The organism is Sorangium sp. So ce381 (assembly GCF_051473845.1).
GTDB classification, from domain to species: Bacteria; Myxococcota_A; Polyangia; order Polyangiales; family Polyangiaceae; genus Sorangium; species Sorangium atrum.
Map to the genome: position 1 here is coordinate 3,419,571 of NZ_CP150336.1, position 20,844 is coordinate 3,440,414.

17 protein-coding genes and 1 tRNA gene are annotated in these 20,844 nt (G+C 72.2%); 9 read left to right on the top strand and 9 right to left on the bottom strand.

The annotated features are described in order from the left end of the window. The first annotated feature begins 54 nt into the window (after positions 1 to 54). The 7 genes from WMF29_RS13035 to WMF29_RS13065 all read left to right on the top strand — a co-directional run bounded on the left by WMF29_RS13035 (position 55) and on the right by WMF29_RS13065 (position 9,256). A complete protein-coding gene (locus WMF29_RS13035; RefSeq protein WP_437329144.1) occupies positions 55 to 1,866 on the top strand; it encodes a DnaJ domain-containing protein in 1,812 nt (603 codons plus the stop codon). Positions 1,867 to 2,026: 160 nt separating this feature from the next. Beyond that, positions 2,027 to 3,856: a molecular chaperone DnaK gene (dnaK, locus tag WMF29_RS13040; protein ID WP_272103249.1), complete on the top strand. Its 1,830-nt coding sequence runs from the start codon at positions 2,027 to 2,029 to the stop codon at positions 3,854 to 3,856. Positions 3,857 to 3,890: 34 nt separating this feature from the next. Further along, positions 3,891 to 5,225 carry a hypothetical protein gene (locus WMF29_RS13045; RefSeq protein ID WP_437329145.1) on the top strand — a complete coding sequence of 445 codons (1,335 nt, stop codon included), beginning with the start codon at positions 3,891 to 3,893 and terminating at the stop codon, positions 5,223 to 5,225. Between the two features lie 106 nt (positions 5,226 to 5,331). Continuing rightward, a complete protein-coding gene (locus WMF29_RS13050) occupies positions 5,332 to 7,359 on the top strand; it encodes a M1 family metallopeptidase (RefSeq protein ID WP_437329146.1) in 2,028 nt (675 codons plus the stop codon). Continuing rightward, positions 7,356 to 8,270 (top strand): hypothetical protein, encoded by a 915-nt coding sequence (locus WMF29_RS13055; RefSeq protein WP_437329147.1) that lies wholly within the window; start codon positions 7,356 to 7,358, stop codon positions 8,268 to 8,270. Before WMF29_RS13050 ends, WMF29_RS13055 begins: the two co-directional genes overlap by 4 nt. 96 nt (positions 8,271 to 8,366) lie before the next feature. After that, positions 8,367 to 8,439, top strand: a tRNA-Phe gene (locus WMF29_RS13060). A 331-nt stretch (positions 8,440 to 8,770) separates the two neighbouring features. Further along, positions 8,771 to 9,256, top strand: coding sequence for a response regulator (locus tag WMF29_RS13065; protein ID WP_272103253.1), 486 nt, complete (start codon positions 8,771 to 8,773; stop codon positions 9,254 to 9,256). A gap of 115 nt (positions 9,257 to 9,371) precedes the next feature. On the opposite strand, the gene WMF29_RS13070 is transcribed toward WMF29_RS13065, so the two are convergent. From WMF29_RS13070 to WMF29_RS13100, 7 genes are all read right to left on the bottom strand, one after another. Continuing rightward, positions 9,372 to 9,719: a hypothetical protein gene (locus tag WMF29_RS13070; RefSeq protein ID WP_437329148.1), complete on the bottom strand. Its 348-nt coding sequence runs from the start codon at positions 9,717 to 9,719 to the stop codon at positions 9,372 to 9,374. A 345-nt stretch (positions 9,720 to 10,064) separates the two neighbouring features. Next, positions 10,065 to 10,556 carry a hypothetical protein gene (locus tag WMF29_RS13075; RefSeq protein WP_437329149.1) on the bottom strand — a complete coding sequence of 164 codons (492 nt, stop codon included), beginning with the start codon at positions 10,554 to 10,556 and terminating at the stop codon, positions 10,065 to 10,067. A 203-nt stretch (positions 10,557 to 10,759) separates the two neighbouring features. Further along, on the bottom strand, positions 10,760 to 11,674 hold the full coding sequence (locus WMF29_RS13080) for an SH3 domain-containing protein (protein WP_437329150.1): 915 nt from the start codon (positions 11,672 to 11,674) through the stop codon (positions 10,760 to 10,762). 69 nt (positions 11,675 to 11,743) lie between these two features. Beyond that, the gene (locus WMF29_RS13085; RefSeq protein WP_437329151.1) at positions 11,744 to 14,083 is read right to left on the bottom strand and encodes a DUF4340 domain-containing protein; all 2,340 of its coding nucleotides are present in this window, start codon (positions 14,081 to 14,083) and stop codon (positions 11,744 to 11,746) included. After that, positions 14,083 to 15,777 (bottom strand): GldG family protein, encoded by a 1,695-nt coding sequence (locus tag WMF29_RS13090; protein WP_437329152.1) that lies wholly within the window; start codon positions 15,775 to 15,777, stop codon positions 14,083 to 14,085. Before WMF29_RS13090 ends, WMF29_RS13085 begins: the two co-directional genes overlap by 1 nt. Then, positions 15,777 to 16,523, bottom strand: coding sequence for an ABC transporter permease (locus WMF29_RS13095; protein ID WP_012235062.1), 747 nt, complete (start codon positions 16,521 to 16,523; stop codon positions 15,777 to 15,779). Before WMF29_RS13095 ends, WMF29_RS13090 begins: the two co-directional genes overlap by 1 nt. Then, on the bottom strand, positions 16,520 to 17,599 hold the full coding sequence (locus WMF29_RS13100; RefSeq protein WP_437329153.1) for an ABC transporter ATP-binding protein: 1,080 nt from the start codon (positions 17,597 to 17,599) through the stop codon (positions 16,520 to 16,522). Before WMF29_RS13100 ends, WMF29_RS13095 begins: the two co-directional genes overlap by 4 nt. Before the next feature lie 295 nt (positions 17,600 to 17,894). Between WMF29_RS13100 and WMF29_RS13105 the strand changes: the two genes are divergently transcribed. Further along, positions 17,895 to 18,362 (top strand): DUF3293 domain-containing protein, encoded by a 468-nt coding sequence (locus tag WMF29_RS13105; RefSeq protein WP_012235064.1) that lies wholly within the window; start codon positions 17,895 to 17,897, stop codon positions 18,360 to 18,362. A gap of 129 nt (positions 18,363 to 18,491) precedes the next feature. Beyond that, positions 18,492 to 18,932, top strand: coding sequence for a hypothetical protein (locus tag WMF29_RS13110; protein WP_272103261.1), 441 nt, complete (start codon positions 18,492 to 18,494; stop codon positions 18,930 to 18,932). A gap of 75 nt (positions 18,933 to 19,007) precedes the next feature. On the opposite strand, the gene WMF29_RS13115 is transcribed toward WMF29_RS13110, so the two are convergent. Together WMF29_RS13115 and WMF29_RS13120 are read right to left on the bottom strand one after the other, a co-directional pair. Then, positions 19,008 to 19,712 (bottom strand): response regulator transcription factor, encoded by a 705-nt coding sequence (locus WMF29_RS13115; RefSeq protein ID WP_044968357.1) that lies wholly within the window; start codon positions 19,710 to 19,712, stop codon positions 19,008 to 19,010. A 49-nt stretch (positions 19,713 to 19,761) separates the two neighbouring features. After that, positions 19,762 to 20,787 carry a sensor histidine kinase gene (locus WMF29_RS13120; RefSeq protein WP_437329154.1) on the bottom strand — a complete coding sequence of 342 codons (1,026 nt, stop codon included), beginning with the start codon at positions 20,785 to 20,787 and terminating at the stop codon, positions 19,762 to 19,764. Positions 20,788 to 20,844 lie beyond the last annotated feature (57 nt).

Sequence of the window (20,844 nt, forward strand, 5' to 3'; positions counted from 1 at the left end):
ACGGGCGCGCGTTCGTCGTTAGACTCGAGCGGGAGGGGGCCGCTGCTCGACCCGATGACGTTGCGTGTTCCAAGGCCGAAGCCCGGGTACGATCTCAAATCGCTCCCGCTGAAACCCGCGGAGGCGTTCCTCCTGTCCCGGATCGACGGCGTCCTGACGGATCGGGATCTGTCCTTGATCACGGGAATGTCGCACGGCGATACCGTCGAGGCGCTGCGCCGCCTGCGGGACCTCGGCGCGATCCTCCTGGACGGGGAGCCCTCCGGACAGCCTCCGCCGCGGGACGCCGCGCGGCGCGCGGCCGCGGTGGATCCGGAGAAGACGATGCCGTCCGGGTCCGAGGCCGCCCCGCTCGGCCGGGACGCGCTGCAGCACATGGAGTCCCTGCCGCTCTACGATCCCGCCGAGCTCGACGAGCCGGTCGAGCTCGCCCCCGACCGGAAGCGGCGCATCCTCGACCTCTACTACCGCCTCGAGGATCTCAGCTATTACGCGCTGCTCGGCGTCGCGGATCAGGCGGACAAGAAGCAGATCAAGAGCGCCTACTACCAGCTCGCGCCGGAGTTCCATCCGGACACCTACTTCCGGAAGCAGCTCGGCTCCTACAAGCCGAAGATCGAGGCCATCTTCACGCGCATCACGCTGGCGCACGACGCGCTGACGTCGAAGCAGCGGCGCGCCGAGTACGACGCGTACCTCGAGCAGACCCACAAGAACCGGACGATGGCGGCGCTGATCGAGCAGACGCCGCGCGACATCGCCACGATCACGACCGCCGTCGACGCCACGGTGCGCGCCGCGTTCGCCGATCCCCGCGACATGGGCGCGTCGCCCGGGCGTTATTCCTCCGAGCGCGCGCCCGCAGAGCAGGGCGCGTCCGCTGCGTCCTCCGGCGCCGCCGCGCCGGTTCAGCCGTCGCCGGCGCAGCCGCCCGCAGGAGGCTCGCCCGACAACGGAGGCGCGCCGGCGCGGAGCGCAGCGCCGGCCTCGCCTGTCGCGCCTGCTCCCACCGCCAAGGACCGGCGTGAGACGTTCGCGCGCAAGCTCACCGGAGGCCTGAGGCGCCATCCGCCGGGGGCGCCCTCTGCCTCGGCGGCCGCTGCGTCCGGGGCGGCTTCAGCGCCGGCCGCTGCGACCGCTGCGCCTCGGGCGGCCACCCCGCCGGCTGCGTCGACCGTTGCGCCTGGAACGGCCGTCGCGCCAGCTGCCTCGGCAGGCGCCCCTGCGGCGCCGCAGAAGACCCCTTCCGGCGTGCGTTCGCCGGAGTCGATACGGGCGGTCGAGGCGCTCAAGGCGCGTTACGAGAACGCCCGCAAGGATGCGCTCCGGAGCCAGATCGCGCGGTACTCCGAGGTGGCTCGGGCCGCGCTCGAGCGGAGCGAGTTCGCGAGCGCGGCCAACGCCTACCGGATCGCCGCGTCGCTGGCTCCGGAGGACGCCGAGCTCCAGAGGGCGTCGGCCGAGGTGGAGCGCCTCGCGGCGGTGGCGCTGGCGGACGGCTACCTCAAGCAGGCCGAGTACGAGGCACAGAACGGCCGCTGGGTCGATGCGGCGCTGAGCTATGTGAAGGTGTGCAACGGCCGCCCGGACGACGCCGGCGCGCACGAGCGAGTCGCGTACGCGACGCTCCAGGCCGGGGAGAGCACGCGGCGGGCGGTGGAGTTTGCGCGGCGGGCGGTGGAGCTCGTGCCCGCCTCCGTGGAGTACCGGCTCACGCTCGCGCTGTCGTACGCGGCCGCGGGGCTCGCGAAGAGCGCGGCCGGCGAGCTCGAACGCGCCGCCGAGCTCGCAGGGAACGATGGTAGGCTGCGCGGCCTCGTCGCGCAGGCGCGCGAGCAGGCCAAACAGCAGGGGAAGCAAGTCTAGCGCCGGCCCTTACAGAAGGCGCGCCGGCCTCGGGCAGGCCCGGGGCGGCGCCTTCCGCAGGGACGGCGCACGATTGGCCCGCTCGGCTCCGCGAAACGGTCTAGCATCGTGGCCTCAGCGGCCGTTCGGGCCGAAGATCACAAGAGGAGCAGCGGCATCGATGGAGCGTGTCATCGGCATTGACCTTGGCACCACGAACTCGTGCGTTGCCATCGTCGAGGAGGGCGTCCCGACCGTCATCCCGAATCGCGGTGGGTACAAGACGACGCCGTCCATGGTCGCGATCACCGAGGCCGGCAAGCGGCTCTGCGGGCACATCGCGAAGCGGCAGGCGATCACCAACGCCGAGAACACGGTCTACGCCGCGAAGCGGCTGATCGGCCGCAAGTGGTCGTCCCCGCAGGTGAAGAACGCGATCCTGACCGCCTCGTACAAGATCGTCGAGGGGCCGCACGGCGACGTCCGCATCCAGCTGCGCGACAAGACGTACTCGGTCCCCGAGATCAGCGCGATGGTCCTCCAGGAGATGAAGCTGTTCGCCGAGGACTACCTCAACGAGCCGGTCTCGAAGGCGGTGATCACCGTCCCCGCCTACTTCAACGACAACCAGCGGCAGGCGACGAAGGACGCGGGCCAGATCGCGGGGCTCGACGTCATCCGCATCGTCAACGAGCCGACGGCGGCGGCGCTAGCGTACGGGTTCGGCAAGAACGTCGAGAAGACGATCGCCGTCTTCGACCTCGGCGGCGGCACGTTCGACATCTCCGTGCTCGAGATCGGCGCGGGCGGGGTCTTCAAGGTCATCGCCACGGCGGGGGACACGTTCCTCGGCGGGGAGGACTTCGACGCCCGCGTCATCGACTGGCTGGTGCAGGGCTTCAAGGAGCAGCACGACGTCGATCTGCGGCAGGACCGGATGGCGCTCCAGCGGCTCAAGGACGCTGCCGAGAAGGCGAAGTGCGAGCTGTCCAGCGTCCTGGAGACCGAGATCAACCTTCCGTTCATCATCTCGAGCGCGCGGAACGAGGCGTTGCACCTCCAGCGGACGCTCTCGCGGGCCACGCTGCAGGAGCTGTGCGAGGACCTCGTCGAGCGGTGCATCGAGATCTGCAGCCAGACGCTCGAGGACGCGCGGCTCGATCGCGACGAGATCGAGGACGTCGTGCTCGTCGGCGGCATGACGCGCATGCCGAGGGTGCAGGAGGCGGTGCGCGACTTCTTCGAGCGCGAGCCGTGCAAGGGGGTGCACCCCGACGAGGTGGTCGCGCTCGGCGCGGCGGTGCAGGGCGCGGCGCTCGTGGACGAGACGAAGCAGATGATCCTGCTCGACGTCACGCCGCACGCGCTCGGCATCATGACGTTCGGGTCGAACTTCGAGGAGCTCATCCCGCAGAACACCACGGTGCCCACGAGCCGGTCGAAGATCTTCACGACGAGCCGCGACAACCAGACCGCCGTGAAGATCCTCGTCATGCAAGGCGAGCACCAGAAGGCGACGGACAACGAGCTGCTCGGCGAGTTCATCCTCACGGGCCTGCGCCGCGCGCCGAAGGGGCAGGTCGAGATCGAGGTCACGTTCGAGATCAACAGCGACGGCATCGTCTCGGTGAGCGCGAAGGATCTGGAGACGGGCCAGCAGCAGTCGATCCAGGTGACCGCGTCGAGCGGCCTCACGAAGGAGGAGGTCGGCGAGATGATGGAGGCGGCGAAGGAGTACCTCGTCGATCGCCGCGCGAGCGACCAGTTCGAGGGCGTCCGGCAGGAGGCCGAGAAGCTCATCGCCGAGATCGAGCGGATGTTCCCGCAGGTCGAGCAGATCGTGGCGTCCAGCGACTTCGGCCGCGACGCCATCGGCAAGGCGCGCGGGATCGTGGATCGCTCGCGGCAGGCCATCGGCCGGCGCGACGCCGCCGCGGTCAAGGAGCAGATGGAGGCGCTCTCGCGCACCCACCGGATGTTCAAGGGCGTCGTAGCCAGGCCACAGGGGTGATGGGTGACCGCGATGAGGGAAGACGATGCGGTCGGTGCCGCCTGACTCCAAGACCCTGGACTCCTCCTGGGGGCTCGACGAGGTGGACGAGCTCGAGGACACCCAACCGGTCGCCTCGGAGGAGCTCCTCGCGCTCGCCGCGCTCGCCCGCGAGGAGAATGGCTCACCGCGCATGGAAACCCCGCCCGCCGGCACGCCCCTGCTGCCGGACGGCGAGGGCAAGATCACGCTCCCGCCGCCGATCCCGGTCAGCGACTACGTGGCAAAGATGATGACCCGCCGCTCCCACTCGAGCTCCGAGATCACCGCACAGCGGCAGCGCCCTCCGGAGTCCTTTCCGCCGGAGGGGTACCCGCCCGTCCCGCCGCCGCGCAGGACGATCCCCTGGGAGCCGCCGCCCGGCTCCTCGTTCTCGAGCAAACACGGCGCTCCCGGCCGAGAGGCGGCGAGGCTCGGCCTGGAGTGCGACGAGCCCGGGGTCCCGTCGCGGCCCGGCGGGCGGATGGGGTTCGGATCGCTCGACGCCGAGCGCGACTTCGGGGCGGAGCTCGACGACGATCTCCTGCGCGAGCCGAGCCAGCCGTACCCGCGCAGCTTTGGCGAGATCGACGTCTTCGGTGGCCCGCCGGTCGACGCGCGGGACGTCCACGTCCCCCCGGCCGCGAAGGGGCGCGTCCCTCGTCCGGACGACGGCGGGCCGCTGGGCATCGATTTCCGCCTCGATCTCGGGTTCGAGGAGCCGGGCCCGCCGATGGACGAGCCGCCGATCACGCCGCCGCCCGGCACGCTCCGTTACGGCCTGCTCGTGGAGGATGACGAGTCCGCGTTCCGCGGCGGGACGGGGGCGCTCGCCGGTTCGACCTCGTACAGGGTCTCGGGCGAGGCGCAGGGCGCGGCGCGCGCTCCGCGCCGATCCGAGACCGAGCGCGCGCCTGCGGCCGTCGCGAAGGCCGACAAGGGGGTTCATTCACGCGCGACCGAGCCCCAGCTGAGCGCCCAGGGGCCGCGGGAGCAGATGCAGCACCGGTTCGATCAGGGCGATTTCGGCGGAGCGCTCGTCCTCGCGGAGGGCCTGCTCGAGGAGAACCCGAAGGACTGGATGGCGCGGCAGTACGCGGACAGCTGCGTCGAGACGCTCCGGCAGATGTACCAGTCGCGCCTCGGAGACGGCTCGCGCGTGCTGCGGCTCGCGGTGCCCCCGGATCAGCTCCGCTCGCTGAACCTCGATCACCGCGCGGGCTTCCTGCTCTCGTGCATCGACGGCTACAGCTCGATCGACGAGATCCTCGACGTGTCGGGCATGCAGACGCTCGAGGCCTTGCGGCTCCTGTACGAGCTCGTGCAGGAGGGGATCGTCTGCAGCGTCTAGGCGCCGGCCTCGCCTGACGTCGCGGCGTCGCCTCATCGTTCCGAGCGGGCCGCCGCGTCCCCAGAGCCGCCTTTCCGCGACGGCGCAAGCTCGCTAGGTTGCACCGGTGCGCACGGCTCTTCAGGCCGCTGTCGGTCTCCTCCTCGCGCTGCTCGCCGGCCGCATGGGCGCGTCGCTCCTCTCGACGATCCAGCCGATCGAGCCCGACGCTCCGGCGCGGCGGTCCCCGTCCGCCCCCTCCGGCGCCAGCGCCGCGCCGGCGCTGGCAGCTCCGGCGCCCGCGCCTCCGCCGGACGCCGAGCTCGCGGCGCACGCCGATCCTGTCGCGAGCTACACGCTGCGCGCGAGCCTCGATCCGGCGCAGCACACGATGCACGGCGAGGGCACGCTGGTCTGGCGGAACGCGTCGCGCGAGCCGCAGCGCGAGCTGTTCGTCCACCTCTACCTGAACGCCTTCAAGGACCAGCGCACCGTGTTCCTCCGCTCGTCCATCGACGGCTTTCGCGGTGGCGAAATGCTGTACGATTACGGGCATATCCAGGTGAATCGCTTCGCGGTTCGCGAGATGGAAGGCGCGGACGTCTGGCCCAAGGGGAAGCCCACGACGCCCGGTGATCAGGACGACGAGACCGACATCCGGGTGGAGCTGCCGCGGGCCGTCGCTCCGGGCGAGACGATCACGATCGATCTCGCGTGGGACGCCGACCTGCCGTCGCTCGCGCTCAGGACGGGTCACTACGGGAGCTTCCACATGGTGGCGCAGTGGTTCCCGAAGATCGCGCGCCTCGAGCCCGACGGGAGCTGGGCGCACTTCCCACACCACCGGCTCTCGGAGTTCTACGCCGACTTCGGGGCGTACGACGTGACGGTCGACGTCCCGGAGCGCTTCGCGGTCGGGGCGACCGGCCGGCTCGTGGAGGAGCGGCGGGCCGACGGGCGAGCGATCCGCCGGTTCGTGCAGGAGGACGTGCACGACTTTGCCTTCGCCGCGTGGGACCACTTCCGCGAGCTGCGCGCCACGACGGGCGACGGCGTCGCGATCCGGTGCCTCTTCCCCGAAGGAAGCGAGCGCGAGGCGGCGCTAGAGATCGACCTTGTCCGGTTCGGCCTCGAGCGCTTCGGCGCGGCGTTCGGCCGCTACCCGTACGGCACGCTCACGATCGTGCACCCGCCGGAGGGCGCCGAGGAGGCGGGCGGGATGGAGTATCCGACGCTCATCACGACCGGCGGCAGCTGGCTCTGGCCCGTCGTGGGCGTGCGCTACGTCGAGGCGGTCACGGTGCACGAGCTCGCGCACCAGTGGTTCTACGGCCTCGTCGCGACGAACGAGCACCGCTACCCGTTCCTCGACGAGGGCCTCACCACCTACGCGGAAGCGGACGCGCTGCGCGCGCGCTACGGCGACGGCTCGGCGGCGCGCCTCCTCGGGCTCGAGATCGACCTCCGCACGCAGTACCGCGCCGACGCGCTCAGGTCGGGCCACAACGGCGCCGTCGCCCAGTCGGCCGCCGGCTTCGTCGACGGGACGGACTACCTCGGGCTGGTGTACGGGAGGCCCGCGGTGCTCCTCGCGACCCTCGCCGGCGTGTACGGCGAGGATCTCGTGCGGCGGGCCGTCGGCCGCTATTCGCGCGAGAACCGGTTCCGGCACCCCGGCCCCGAGGCGCTGCTCGACGCGGTGCGGCGGGAGGTGGGCGACGAGGCGGCCGAGGCGCTCCGCGCCGGGCTCTTCGAGCGCGCCTGGGTCGACTACACGGTCGGGGCGTTCGACGCGTGGCCCGCGGACGGCGCGGCGCCCGCGCCAGGCGAGGCCGGGATCGACGCGGCGGGTTACCGCGGCCGCGCCGTCGTGCGGCGCCGCGGCTCGCTCGTGCTCCCCGTCGACGTCGCGCTGCACGGCAAGGACGGGACCGTGCAGCGGGCGCGGTGGGATGCGCGCGAGAGCGTCGCCGAGATCCCTTACGCCGGCGCCTCCCCGCTCGTCGCCGTGGTGATCGACCCCGACCACCGGGTGCTGCTCGACGAGGACCTCGCGAACAACGCGCGCCGATCGCGCCCCGACCTGCTCGCGCCTGGCATGCTCTCGCGCGCGAGCTTCGCCGTGGGGCTCGCGCTCACGCTCCTCGGGCCATGAGCGCGCCGGCGGAGCAGGGCGCGAGCGATCCGGGCTCGCAGGGGGCCGCGGTGGCCGAGCCAGGGTGCGCGCGGCGTGCGGTGGGGCGCCCCGCCGCGCACGAGCGGCCAGCCGCTGTCGCGCTGTACTTCGGCTACCGGGCGCTCGCCTCGTTCCTCGTCGCGGCGCCGCTGTCCGTCTTCGTGGCCCAGGTCGTCGGCGAGTACCCGCGCGGCGACGCGATCCTCTTCGATCCCGGCGGCCTGATGCTCGGCGAGCTCACGCGTCTCTCGGCGCATGTCGCCGCTGCCCTCGCCGCGCAGCTCGGCCTGGGCACCCTGCTGGCAGCCGCGCTCGGCCTGCTCCCGCTCGCGGTGCTCCTCGTCGCGCTGAGCCAGGAGGGACCGCTCTCCGCGCAGGACCTGGGAGGCCGCGCGGCGCGCGCCCTGGGTCCGCTCGCGCTGCTCTGGGGCGTCGCGCTCGCGGCGCAGGTCGCCGCCGCGGCGCTCGTCCTGCTCCCCGGGACGAAGCTCTGCGCGGAGCTCCCGGTCCTGCCGCGCGGCCGCGACCTCGCGGCGATCGCCGTCGCCGCGGCCGCGCTGGTACCTGTCGCGGCCATCGGCCTGCTTCACGATGTCGCGCGGGTCGCTGTGGTCGGCGAGCAGCGCGGCTTCTACACCGCCGTCTCCAGAGGGCTCGACGCGCTGCGTGCTGCTCCGCTCGCGGCCGCCTGGGCCTATGCGTCCAGGGGCGTCCTCGCTGCCGTCGCGCTCGCCGGCGGGGCGTGGGTCATGCACCTCGCCGGGGTCAGCACGGGCCTGCGCGTCGCGGCCGCGCTCGCCGTGCAGCTCGCGGCGTTCGCCGTCGCGGCCTACCTGCGCGCCTCGTGGCTCGCGGCCGCCCTCCGGCTGCTCGATCGCTCCGCGCCCTGACGCGCCCTGAAGAATTCCTTGACATTCGGCCACATCCACGTAACGTAGCCCGCCCGTGACCGACGCTTCTGGCGTAAGCGCGGGGCCCGCAGCAAAGCCCAGGTAGCTCAGTTGGTAGAGCAGAGGATTGAAAATCCTCGTGTGGGCGGTTCGATTCCGTCCCTGGGCACTACTGTTTTCTTCCTTGGACCGGCGAGCAAACGCCGCCGCACCGTCTTCACACGCTAGCGTGAGCAGCCGTTCCGCACGGCGCAGCCGCTTGTCGTGGGTTCACGGGTAACTCCGCCTCTCGCCAGCTGGCCTCGTCGGCTCGCTGCGGAAGAGGGCAGGGCGCAGCGGTCTGTTCAGGAGTACTTTCGCGGGTTTGGCCACATCGGGTGACAGTGGAACTTGGTTCCGGTGCGGTAGCGATCCTGATAAGGTGACGGGGGGATCACTCGTTGCAACCTGAACACTCCGGAGGCGCCCCAGGGAACGCGCCTCCTCATGGAGGCTCCCTCATGGCCGATCGTCGTGTCGACTCCTCGCGAAAGAGCTCTCCGGAAACGGCCTCCGCTTCCGACTCGGCGCCGCGGAGCCGGCCGTCCGCGCCAAGTAGCCAGCCCAGCGAGACCGCTCGAAAGAAGAAGATCCTCGTCGTCGACGACTCGCTGACTTCGCTGCTGTCACAGCAGCTGACGCTCGGCGTGGACGACTACGACATTGTCATCGCGCGCAACGGCAAGGAGGCCATCGCGAAGGCGATTGCGGAGCGCCCCGATCTCATCCTGATGGATGTCGTCATGCCGGCGATGGACGGCTTCCAGGCCTGCAGATGGCTCCGCGCGTTCGATGCGACGAAGACCGTCCCGATCATCATGATGACGACGAGGAGCGATCAGACGAGCATCAAGATCGGCTTCGCGAACGGGTGTACCGACTACCTCATCAAGCCTTTCGACAGCAATACGCTGCTCACGAAGGTCCGCACCCACCTAGGCGAATAAGGGATCTCGCCCCCTCGGCGCGCGCGGGGCGCGCGGGCCGCCAGAGGCTGGGCTCCGGGAGCCGAGCCGAGCCTCCGCCCGCACAGGCGCCCGGCGCCCGTCACGCGGTCAACCCTCAGTTAAGATTGAAGGCGGCCCAGAACTTGAGCCCGGTCGCCAGATCGGCGCAGCCGCTCAGGTTGTCGACCTGTTCGCGGCACCCATCGACGTCGACCGCGCCGCTGCGGCACGCGAACTCGTCATCCACGCAGGAGAGGGCCTCGTCGAACTGCTCCTCGCAGCCCTGCGAAGCCGCCTCGCGCTCGGCGTCTTCGAGGTTGTCCACGCAGTCATCTTCGTCGTCCGGGCTGCAGTCTCCGGTGCAATCGCACCTGTCCTCGCACAGACCCGAGATGGAGGGCCCGCAGCCGGGAAGCATGGCGAGCGCGAGGACGACCGTGAACGAGCAAGCGAGCTTCAACATTGTACCTCCGACTGGTCGCGCGTCGCGCGAGCTACGATGTTGTGGCCTGTCTATCGCGTCCGCGGAGGGGGTACAAGCCGCACGTTCGGCGTCCTGGACGCGCGCGGCGGCGCGTCAAGCCGGGCGCCTCCTGGCGCCTTTGCAGCCCTCGGCGTGCCACGCCGGGGGCGCGGCGCGCGACTCGGTTGCTGCCAGGCATCATGAGCCCGATCCGGGCGTCTACGGCCGAGCTCGCGCCGAAAACCAGCGGTGTTGGCCACGGGCCCCTTCTCACGCAGGCATTTCCGGAGCCGCCCTCCCTCGTTTCGTTCTGCTCGACTCTCGCGCGGCTCCGTTCAGCTCCGTTCAGTTCCTCGCGGCACCATCGGCCTGCGCTGGCCAGAGCCGGCGGAAGCCGACGCCGAGGAGCGCGCCGTCGTCGCGCTGCACCAGGCCGCCGAAGCGGCACTTCTCCATCAGCGTACCTTCGGCGAGATCGTCGCCGTCCTGAAACCGGATGCGCTGGCCCTCGCTCAGGGCCGCAAACACGCGCGCGTCGGCCGCGACGGCAACGAGCGAGTCCGGCGCGCCGGCGCGCAACGGCGCGAGGTTGGCAGAGCGCGCTCGGTGAACCACGCCCCGACCGGTCACGGCCTGAGCATGAGCCGAGCTTCGAGCTTCGTCCCGGGTGGATGATGTGGTTGTTGTGGTGTCAATCCACACATCGACGGTGGTGCCACGCCTGTACAGGACCACCCCGGGGAGCGCCTCGCCCGCGGCGGTGGTCAGCAAGACCAGCTCGCCCACGCCGGGCTCGGTCGACGCGCGCCCGCCCAGGCGCTCACGCACCGCGTCCACCGTGGGCGTGGTCGACGCAGGCGCCGTGGCGCGATCGGCGCGGCCCAGGTGGAGCAGGGGGAGCGAAAACTTGCGCGTCATCGGCCCCGACCATTCTACGCGAACCGACGCGCCCTCGCTCGGATGCAGCCCTGGAATCCGCGCCTGAAGCCGCCTGCGTGTTTCCAGGCAGGCCGGCGCTCGCGGCCCTCGGTAACCGTCGGTTACATGCCGATGGCGCCGCGGTACATCCACCCCGTCTTGCCGCGGTGCTCGACCTTGTACCAGTCGTTCTGCCGGCCAACGAGCTTGACCCGAGTGCCACGCACCAGCCGCATCACCACATCTCCCTCCTTGGGCGCACCGCGGACGAGCGCAGTATCCCAGCTCACCGTGGCCAGGCCGCTGGCGGCGGTCTCGCTCGTGGTCGTGCCGGCGGCCTGCTCCTGTTCGCCGCCGCCGGCCTCTGCCTTCGCGGTGTCGGCCTGGGCGCCGGGGGGATAGAAGGTGGCAGTGTAAACGAGGGAGTATCGGCGGTACTTGTGCGGGACTTCCTCGAGGGACACGTTCGAGAACTCGCGGGCTGCGCACTGGAGAATGCCGCTGACCGTCGAGGCGGGCAGGCTCGTCTTCTTCCCCTTGACGACCTGGACCTCCTTCTTCTCGAAGTTGAGCTCGAAGCCGATCGGGAGCTTGCCGTCCACGCCGAGCGCCGCCGGACACTGGGCGAGCTCCTTCAGCCGGGGGAGCGCGATCGGATCGAACTGGAGCTCTCCGCAGTCCTCGACCTTCTTGTTCTTCTTGTCGGAGCAGCGCGTGATCCTGCCGGGGCCGACCACGATCTGCTGCTGGTTCTTCGCGGCGGCCTCCGGAGGCTTGGCCTCGGGCTCCGCGGTCCCGGGCGCGGCCGCCGCGGGGGGAGGGGACGCGGGCGCCGCCGTGGCCTCGGCCGTCGCCTTGACGTCGGAGGGCACGCTCGGGCCGATGCGGACGCCGGCGAGCTTGGGCCACGCGACGCCGACGACAAACCCCACCAGCGCGATCACCCCGACCCGTGACCAGACCGGCTGCTCATCGCCGGGACGGGGGATGTCGACCGTCAGCGGGCGCTGCCTCTTCGCCATGTCCGCCTTCGCCATGTCCAGCACGTCGCCTAGCACAGGTGAGCCATCGGAACGAAATAGTCCGTTCGATCGGGCCGCGGCCGCTCAGTCGCCCGCGATGCCCGCCGCCTCGAGGAGCGGCCGCACCCGGGACTGCGCGATGGCGTAGACCGCGCGCACGCCGTCGCGCCGAGCATAGACGACGTTCGTGCCGCGGAAGGCATCGCCCGCGCCGATCGCGATCGTGAACGACCCCGCCGGCGCCCGCGGCGGGACCGCGTCGCCGTCCTCCGCCGGGGCGGCCTGCGGCCGGGAAAGCTCGACGGTGATCCGGAGGCGCGGCGGGCTGAGGCCATGGTGCCGCTCCGGCTCGCCCAGCGCGACGGCGCCCTCGGCCCGAAGATCGGCGAGCGCGTCCCGGACGCCCGCGGCCAGCGCGGTGGCGCGCGCCCGATCGGCCGCTCCCGCGATCGTGAAGCCCTCCGGCGTGCGCTCGATCACGACCGGCTTCGCGCCCCGAGGGGCCAGCGTCACCCGCGCGATCTCGTGAGGCGGGACGAGGAAGACGTCGCGGCGGAGCAGCAGGCGACCGGCCGCGGCCTCCAGCGACGGCGGCGCGACGAACACCGCAGCGCCGTCCCCGGCGTGAGCGAAGGAGCCCGCGCCGGCGCGCGCGCCGAGCTCCACCCGGGCCGCGCGCGTCGCCGCGCCGGTGCTCCCGGCGCCGGACTCCCTCGCGGGATCGAGCTCGGCCTCGACCGTGAGCCGGGGCGCGCCGAGCCCGTAGCTCTGGTCAGCGTCCGCGGCGATCCAGCGCTCGGCCTGGAGGCCGGCGAGCAGCTCGGCGAGCTCGTCGGCCAGCCCGCCGTCGGCCTCGAGGCCGTCGCCGCTCGGCTCGATGAGCCGCCAGGCGCCCTCGTCCGTCCGGCGGAGCCGCTGGACCAGGCCGGGGCGCTCGATCCGCAGCGCGCTGACCTGATCGGGGGTGAAATCGAACACCTTCATGGAGCGCAGCGACACCTCGGAAGGGAGGAGCGCGCCGGCGGCAAGGGCAGGGATCTCGGCGATCGCTCCGTCCTCGAGCCGCCGGACGTGCACCACACCGGCCTGCTCGGCGCCGATCTCGAGCGTCTCGATCCGCTCCTGCGGCTCGCCCTCGGTTGCCGCGCCCGGCGGCGTCGAGACGACGCGGAGGGTGGCCCGAGGCGAGGCGAGACCGAGCGCCGCGAGATCGCTCGCCCCGGGCAGGAGGCGCGCGGCGCGGACGTCCAGGATCGCCTGGACCAGGGCGCGGCCCGTCTCCGTCGGGACAGGACGGTCCTGCGGGGCCCGCAGGTGCCACTCGCTGCCGGCGCGCGCGAGCTCCAGCGAGCGCTGGCCGGCGGCGAGCTTCACCTCGGCGACCTCGTCGAGCGGCGCGGCGACGAGCGCGAGATCGACGAAGCGCGGCGCCTCCTCGGTGAGCGGATCGAGCACGCTCGCGGGCACGCAGGCGGCCGCGCGCGTGGGCTCGCGCCGCACCGCGACGACGTGGTCGGGCCGGCCCGGGCAGGCGCCGCCCACGTCGATCACGCCTCGCTTCGCCGCAGGATCGCTCGGCTCCAGCGTCAGCGTGACCCGGGGGCCGCCGGACGCCGCGGCCTGCTGCGCTTCCTCCTCGGAGAGGAACGCGTCGGCCTGCATGCGGCCGAGCGCCGAGAGCACGAGGTCGAGCGCCGGCGCGCTGACCCGGACGCCGCTGCCCTCGGGCGAGCCCTCCGCGAAGCGGAAGCCGGCCCCGCGGCCGCCGCCCCAGGGGGCGCGCGAGAACCGCCGCGATCCGCCGTCGCCGTCGAGCGTGAGGCCCGAGAGCTCCGCGGCGACGTAGGGGACGAAGCTCCGCGAGCGGAAGCGATCCGGCGGCACATTGAGGGCCGAGGCGAGCTGCTTCGTGATGACGAAGACGCCTCGGCCCGCGACCTCGGCGTAGACCGCGCCGGGCGGCGTCGGGGCGCCGCCGCCTAGCAGCAGGCGCTCGCGGCGCGGGCCCATCGCGAGCGCGATCGAGAGCCTGGGCGAGGCCAGGCCGAGGGCGGCCGGGTCGCTCGCCTCCGCGGAGACGCGCCGCTCCGCTGTCGCGAACTCCAGCGTGCCGAGGAGCTGGTCGACCGTGGGCTCGTCGGCCGGGTAGCGCTGCCCGTCGATCTCGACGTTCCAGGGGCGCTGGCCAGCGTCGTCGACCTCGCCGCGGGTGAGCCGCGCTGTCTGCGGCGCGCCGGGCGAGGCCATCGTCACGGTGAGCTCGGTGATCTCGTCGGGCCGCCACGCCTCGAAGAGGTGCTTCTTGCGGCGCTCGGCCTCGTCGGTGGACACCGAGCCCCGGTCGAGGACGAGCAGCGCGACGGCCGCCGCGGCGGCGAGCGCGACCAGGAGCAACGTCGTCGCGTGCCGGCGCAGGGGCCGCATCACGGCGATCCTTCGCGCTCGGCCTCGGCCGACGCGCCGCGTCCGGCCGGCGCGCCGGGGCCCCCCTTGTCGCCGGGGCGGCGCTCGGAGCCGCGCCGGGCCAGGTACACGGCGAGGCCGAGGAGGGCCGCGGCGAGCGGCATGTACACGATGACGTAGCGGAAGATCCCGGCGAGCGAGTCCTCGCTGATCCGGAGGCCCGCCGTGGACGCCGGCTTGTCCGGGATGTCGAGCATGGGCGGGCTCGCGGCGAGCCAGGACAGCGCGCTCTCGACGAACACGGCTGTCCCGCGGAGCTCGGGGCTCTGCCAGTTCGCGCCGTAGAGCACGCCGGGTGAGCCGACCACCACGACGCGCGGCCCGTGCGCGGCGCTGGACCCCGCGGGCTTCGGCAGCTCCGAGGCGCAGGCGACCGTGAGCGGCCCCGGGTGATCGCCGTCGCGCGGCTTCGGCTCGGACGGGTCCCGGGCCCAGCCGAAGAAATCGACCATGCCGAAGGCCTGGTCGCTCGTCACGAGCAGGGGCGCCGGGGCCACCGGCCCGCTCGCCGTGGGCGCGAGCGAGCTCGCCACCGTGAGCACCGGGCCGAGCCCCTGATCGGCCGCCTTGATGAGCCCTTCGGTGATCGGATGCGGCCTGACGATCGGCGCGAAGGTCTCGCCGAAGCCCTGCGTCGACCGGAGCTTCGGGTCGAGCTCGAACACGAAGTCCGACCGGAGCTCGACCCCCGCCACGGCGAGCAGGCCCGAGAGCCCGAGGTCGACGTACCGCTGATCGCTCTCGTCCGGCACGGGGCCGAGCGCGATCAGCGCGCTGCCGCCCTTCTCGATGAACGCGCGGTAGCGGGCCACGTCGCTGGCCGGCACCGGCTGGCTCGGCCCGGCGAGGACGAGCACCCGGCACCGGTCGAGATCGACCTCCGGCGCGGGCTCCGACGGCGCGGCGCCGGCCTCCTCCTCGTCGCCGTGGCCGTCGTCATCGCGGCCGCCGCCGCTGCGGCCGCCGCCGAGCTCCACGACCTCGTAGTTGTTCTTGTTGAGCCGGTCCTTGAGCGCCGCGAGCCCGCCGGCGCCGCCGGCCTCGATCGACCTCTCGCCGTGCCCGGCCGCGAAGCAGACCATCGGCCGCTCGCTGCGCAGGACGCTCCGGATCGCGCCGGTCAGCGCCTGCTCGAGCCGCGGGCGCGACCGCAGGTCGTCCTCCTCCTCGACCTCGACCAGGTCGCTCGCGGTCAGGAAATGGGGCCGATCGCCGCGCGCGACGATGATCGCCGCGTCCGTGACGATGCGCCCGTCGTCCGTCTTGCCCGCGACGACGCCGTAGCGCTGCTGCACCGCCAGGAACTCCGCCGGGCGCCGGTCGGGATCGGTCACCTCGACCTCGATCCGCGGGTTCTCGGCCCGGTACGCGTCGAGCAGGTGCCGCACCGAGAGCGTCAGGGGGTCGCCCTCCGAGAGCAGGACGTAGACGCGGATCGGCTCCTCGATCGAGCGCAGCGTCGAGACGGTCGCGTCGCTCAGCGTGTACAGCCCGCCCTGCGTCCAGTCCCAGCGCCTGTAGTGCCGGGCGACGAGCAAGTTGACGAGCACCGCGAGCACCATCGCCGCGATGATCCCGACGCTCGTCGAGAGCTTCTCGCCGAGCGAGGTGCCCGGCGGCGGAGCTCCGGCTTGCGCGGGCCGCTCTCCGGACATCAGCCCCACCTCCACGCGTCCACCGCGCGCACGGTCACGAACAGCGGCAGCGCGACCACCGTCCCGTCGAACACGAGGCGGCGCAGATCGACGATCCCGCGGGAGAAGTCGTTCATCTGCGTCCACACCGAGACGTAGGCGCAGAGGTCGTGCGCCGGGCCGTCCGGGAAGATGAACTCGCCGATGCCGAGGATGAACATGCCCATCACCGCCATCGTGCTGAGCACCGCGGCCATGAGCTGGCTCTTCGTGAGCGCGCTGGTCATCGTCCCGATCGCGAGGTAGCCGGCGCCGACCGCGAAGACGGCGAGGTAGCTCGACCCCACGACCCGCCAGTCGAGCTCGCCGGTCCTGCCGATGAGGACGACGTAGAGCAGCGTCGGCGCCCACATCGCGACGTACGTCACGAGCGCCGCGGCGTACTTCGCCAGCACCACGCCGGCGGAGCCGACCGGCGCCGTGAGGAGCGCCTCGATGGTGCCGCTCCTGCGCTCCTCCGCGAAGAGGCGCATCGTGAGCAGCGGGCAGACGAAGAGCAGCGGCAGGTAGATCAGGATCGTCTGGCCGAAGAAGACCTGCACCGGCCCCGTGTCGGCGGAGAGCTCCACCTCGCCGGCGAACTGCGTCGCGATCAGGAAGAAGTGCACGCCCTGCACCAGCAGGAACGTGGTGATCAGCACCCACGCGAGCGGCGTCACGAAGAGCGAGAAGAGCTCTCGCTTGAAGATCGGCCAGAAGCCCCTCACCGCCGCTCCTTCACCGCGCCGCCCTCGCCGCGCCGAGCCGCGCTGCCCTTCTTCTTCCGGCTCCCGGCCGCCGGCCGAGGCGCCTCGCCGCCCTCCGCCCCGGGCTCGGCCGTCTCTCCGGCGGGGCCCCGCGACTCAGCGTCGTCGGCCGCGGTCAGCTCGGAGAAGACCTGCTCCAGCGAAGGGGCGCAGGGGACGAGCTCGCGCACCCCGAAGCCCGCGGCGACCAGCGCGGCGACGAGGCGCTCGGCGGCCTCGCCCGCGTCGGCCCCGGCGTCGAACTCGACCGTGAGCCGCGCCGCCTCGCCGGCGTCCTCCGCCTCGGCCGAGCGGACCTGCGCCGCGCCGCGCGCCACCGCGAGCGCCGCGTCCGCCGCCCCGCGCACGACGACGCGCGCGCCGGACGACCGGCGCATCGCGCGGATCTCGTCGATCGAGCCCTCCGCGACGAGCCTCCCGCGGGCGATCACGAGCGCCCGCGTGCACGTCGTCTCGACCTCGGAGAGGATGTGCGTCGAGAGGAGCACCGTGCGGTCGCGGCCGAGCCGGCGCACGAGCGCGCGCACCTCGCGGATCTGGTTCGGATCGAGGCCCGCCGTCGGCTCGTCCAGGATGAGCAGCGGCGGGTCGCCGACGAGCGCGTCCGCGAGGCCGACCCGCTGGCGGTAGCCCTTCGAGAGGTGGCCGATCAGGACGCTCGCGACGTCCTCGACGCGCGCGTCGCGGAGGGCGCGCGCGACCGCCTCGCCGCGCGCGCGCCGCGGCACGAGCTTCAGCTCGGCGCGGAACGCGAGGTACTCCGAGACGCGCATCTCCGGGTAGAGCGGCGAGGTCTCGGGCATGTACCCGAGCGAGGCCCGCGCGCGCATCGGCTCCTCGGCGATGTCGTGGCCGGCGATCCGCACCCGGCCGGACGTCGCGCCGAGGAACCCCGCGAGGATGCGGAGGGTCGTGCTCTTGCCTGCGCCGTTCGGCCCGAGGAACCCGACGATCTCCCCCTGGCTCACCTGGAACGAGAGGTCGCTCACCGCCTGGTGGGGGCCGTAGGACTTGGAGAGGTGCTCGACCTCGATCATCGTGGCATCGGGCGCAGGGGGTCAGGGCCGCCGGCGCGGTGCGCGCGGGCAGGCCGGTCGATCGCGCGGAACGCTTAGCGCACCGGGCGGGTCAGGGGAAGCGCGCGCCGGGCTCTGGCGTGGTCCGGCGGTGGTCTGGCGACGAGCGGCGCCGGCGAGTAGCCAGAGCCGCGCGTCTCTGGTAACCCTGCGCCGTCGCGCCCGGCGGCCCGGGCGCTCACGCCACGGGCCCCTCTGCAAGGCGACGCACCCGGTACGCCGAGCGCCGCGGCCCCCTCACACCCACCGCTGCACGATGGATCAGACGCTCCTCCGGTCGTATTTCTCGACCATCTACGAGTTCCCCACCCCGGCGGGGACGCTGCGCGTCTCGCTGGACGGCGAGATCGTCCAGGATCAGGCCGGGCTCCCCGAGCTCCTGACCCGCAAGTTCGCGGTGCTCACCGCCTACAACCCGCGCTCGATGCTCATCCCTCGCCGGGTCAACGATCAGCGCCACCACGTCCTCCGCGATCTCCTGATCCTCGGCTGTTACCGGGTGGAGCCGTGCGTCGGCTCCGAGGCGGAGCCGGAGGGCATCTGGCGCGAGCCGGCGTGGCTCGTCCACGGCATGGACCGGGACGAGGCGATCGCCTTCGGCCGGGTCTTCCGGCAGAACACGATCGTGTTCGCGCAAGGCGGCCGGCCGGAGCTCATCATCACCGATCCGACAGCAGACGACATCGGCCGAACTTTCCAGGGGAACTGGCGGGTGCGGTCCTGACCCACGCGGCGGCCGCGGACGCCGAACGCCGATTCCATGTTGAAACGTACCCGCAAAATGTGGGTTCATGCCTAGGCGTTTAGGGATGGGCGGACCGGCCTCGCTCACCACATGAGGAGACACAGCAGAATGCGCACCCAGGTCACCCGCGCAGCGCTCGTCGCTGCGCTCGGGCTCGTCGCCGGCGCTGGCGGCTGCGGCCAGAACAAGGTCTCGGAGTGCAACGCGCTCATCGAGGTCATCAACAAGGGCGTTCAGAGCATCGAGAAAGGCACAAAGGCCGGCACCGACCAGGGCGGGTCGAGCGAGCTGAAGACGATGGCCGACGCGATGGACAAGGTGGCGGCCGACGCGGCGCAGGTGAAGCTGACCACCCCGGAGCTGCAGAAGTTCTCGGGCGAGTACCAGGCCATGGCGAAGGACGTCGCCAAGGCGGCGCGCGATCTCGCGACCGCGGCGGACGCCAACGACGCGGAGAAGAGCAACGCCGCCCAGGCGGCGATCGAGAAGGCGATCAAGCAGGAAGATCCCCTCGTCGACAACATCAACAAGTTCTGTCAGGCCCCCTGACGGGGCGCGCCCCCGAGGCGCTCGCCCTCCGATCGCTGCGGGCTCGGGCCGTCCCGCCTGCAGCGCGGCGCAGCCCTAGGGGACGAAGCGATAGCCGACGCCGCGCACCGTCAGCAGGTGGCGCGGCGTCGTCGCGTTCTCTTCCAGCTTGTTGCGCAGCTGGAGGATGAAATTGTCGATGGTGCGCGGGGTCCCGTGGTGCGTCGGGCCCCAGACCTTGGCCTGGATCTGCTCCCTCGACAGGACCCGGCCGCCCGCCTCGGCGAGGCAGAGCAGCACGTCGAACTCGGTCGCAGTGAGCTCGATCAGCGCGTCGCCGCGGCGGACCTCGCGCGTCGCCGCGTTGATGACGATGTCGCCGGCGCGCAGCTGCGCCCCGTCGGCGCGCGCGATCGCGTCGCGCCGGAGCACGGCCTTCACGCGCGCGAGCAGCTCGGCCAGGCTGAACGGCTTCGTGATGTAGTCCTCGGCGCCGAGCTCGAGGCCCATCACCTTGTCCATCTCGGCGCCGCGCGCGGACAGCATGATCACCGGCAGGGTGCGCCGCTCGTTCCGGAGGATGCGGAGCAGCTCGAAGCCGTTCAGCCGGGGGAGCATGACGTCGATGATGATGAGATCGATCCCGCCGGCGCGGGCGAGCGCGAGCCCGCGCTCACCGTCCTCCGCCACGAGGACGCGGTAGCCCTCGGCGGTCAGGTTCATCTCGAGACCCATCGCGATGCTGGGGTCGTCCTCCACGAGCAGGACGGTCCGCGCCGGTGTCTGAGGGGTTCGGGTCATGCTGAGGAGGTCCTCTAGCATGTTCATGTCCTGACCGGCGGCGGCCGCGCTACGGCGGCGCGCTCGCGTCGGCGCCGTGATCCGACGCGTCGTTGTGCGCCGCGGCGACCGCGGGCGCCGCGACCTGCGGGCGTCGCTCCGCGGCGCTCGCCTTGGGCGTGCTCCGGAGCGGGAGCACGAGGGTGAACGTGCTGCCCTTCCCGGGCTCGCTGTCGACGAGGATCTTGCCGCCGTGCGCCCGGATGACATGCTTGACGATCGACAGCCCGAGCCCCGAGCCCTCCTGCTGCCGGGCCAGGAGATCGTCGACCCGGTAGAACTTCTCGAAGATCCGCTTGTGCTCCGCGCGGGCGATGCCCTTGCCGTTGTCGCGGACCGTGAGCATCGCCGACCGGTTGAGGACATGGGCGGAGACGCTGATCTTCCTCGGCTGACCGCCGTACTTGTAGGCGTTCGAGAGGAGGTTCACGATCGCGTCGACGAGCGCGCTGCGATCGCAGAGCACGGGCGGGAGGTTCGCGTCGATGGAGACGTCGAGGTCGACGCTCCGCTTCTCGCGGGTCGGCTCGAAGGCGTGGATCGCCTCGTCGGCGATCTCCCCGAGGTGGTGCTCCGAGAGCTCGTAGACGCGCCGGCCGCTCTCCATTCGCCCCCAGTCGAGCAGCCGATCGATGAGCTGCTGGAGGCGGGCGCTCTCCTTGGTGAGCGCCTCGATGCAGCGATCCTCGCTGATCGTGTCGCCGCGCCGGAGCGTGAGGGTCTCGGTGAACATCCGGATCGACGTGAGCGGGGTGCGCAGCTCGTGCGAGACCTTGGACACGAAATCGGCCTGGAGCTCGGACAGGTTGCGCTCGCGCCGGAGGAAGACCCACACGAGGATGACCCCGGTCGCGAGCGTCCCGCAGAACGTGAGGACGATGATCCCCATGATGAGGTTGTACTGGGCCTCGCCGAGGACGAGCAGGAGGAAGCCGACGCCCGACAGGAGCACGCCGGGGATGATCACCAGGTAGACGAGGAGCTGGATGATCCGCCGGTAGCCGAGCGTGGTGAGGTCGCGCCTCGGGGTCCGCATGCCGGCAGCTTAGTGGGGCCCCGCGCCGGCGGCGACCGTCCGCGAGCGCCCGCGCGC